The following is a 1,232-nucleotide window of genomic DNA, read 5'->3' as shown; positions in this document are numbered from 1 at the left end:
CTAGTGCCGCATCAGGCAACGTTCGCCCTGTCGACTACCTCGCGTAGGCGTTCGTCGGAGGCGTTCTTGTTCCGCCAGATGATGTAGCGGCGGATCATGCTGCCCTGCTGCCGGTGGCTGGCGTGGTCGGTGCCGTCGAGGGTGAAGTAGCGCAGAGCGGTGAACTGGGCCTCGATGCGGTTGAGCCAGGAACTGTTGGTCGGGGTGTAGGCGAACTCGACATTGTTGGCCGCGGCCCAGTCGCCGACCCGGGTGTCCTTCTTCGTGCTCAGGTGCGGGGAGTAGTTGTCGAGCACGATCGCGATCCGGGTCTGCGGCGGGTGCAGGCTGCGCAGGTATCGGCAGAACTCCAGGAAACGGGTGCGGGTCTTCGTCGGCTTGATGTGGCCGTAGAGCTGGTCCTTGCCGAGATCGTAGGCGGCGAACAGGTGCCTGATCCCGTGCGGTCGGGTGTAGGTCGCCCGCCGGCGTGCCCGGGGTTCCCGGTCAGGGTCCTTGTGTCGTCCGCCGCGTTCGGCCCACTGCCGCCCGGGATGAGGTTGGAGATTCAAGGGACCGAACTCGTCCAGGCAGAACACGACTTCGGGCTCGTCGTCCTCGGGTATGACCTCGCCGTCAGCGATCGCGTAGAGGTGCTCGACGCGGGCCTTCTTGGCCGGGTAGTCCGGGTCGCGGGAGGTCTTCCAGGTCTTCACCCGTTGAAATGACACGCCCTCCTCGCGGAGCAGGACCCGTAGGCCCTCGTGGCTGATGTCGTCGACCACCCCCTCAGCGACCAGGAAATCGGCCAGCTTGGCCAGGCTCCAGGTCGAGAACGGCAGGCCATGCTCGGCCGGCTTGGACTTGGTGATCTTCTTGATCTCGCGCCGCTCCGGCAGCGTGAACGTTCTCGGCCGGCCGCCCTTGTACTTCGGGTAGAGCGAGTCGAAGCCGTCGGCGTTGAAATTGTGGATCACATCCCGGACCCGATCCGCGCTGGTGAACGTCACCTCCGCGATCTTCGGCACCGACATGCCCTGCGCGGACAGCAGCACCATCTGCGCTCGCCGCCAGGTCACCACCGAACCGGTGCCTCTACGAATGATCCGCCGCAGCCGCTGCCCCTCGTCGTCATCGACTTCTCGTACACGAACCCGTTCTGCCACCCGGACAGCCTGGCGACACCGCACCACCCGGACCAGCACCCGCACGGCGCGTCGTCACGAGGCAAACATTCCCTGTCGCGGCACTAG

The 1,232-nt window shown here is 65.8% G+C and carries 1 protein-coding gene; it reads right to left on the bottom strand.

Annotation, left to right across the window (positions count from 1 at the left end; translation table 11 throughout):
* Window positions 1–11 precede the first annotated feature (11 nt).
* Window positions 12–1,058: an IS630 family transposase gene (locus ACIA5A_RS30905; protein WP_396768319.1), complete on the bottom strand. Its 1,047-nt coding sequence runs from the start codon at window positions 1,056–1,058 to the stop codon at window positions 12–14.
* Between the last annotated feature and the right edge of the window lie 174 nt (window positions 1,059–1,232).

It is taken from the genome of Micromonospora sp. NPDC051300 (assembly GCF_044455315.1).
GTDB classification, from domain to species: domain Bacteria; phylum Actinomycetota; class Actinomycetes; order Mycobacteriales; family Micromonosporaceae; genus Micromonospora; species Micromonospora robiginosa.
This window is presented reverse-complemented; position numbering and strand designations above follow the sequence as displayed.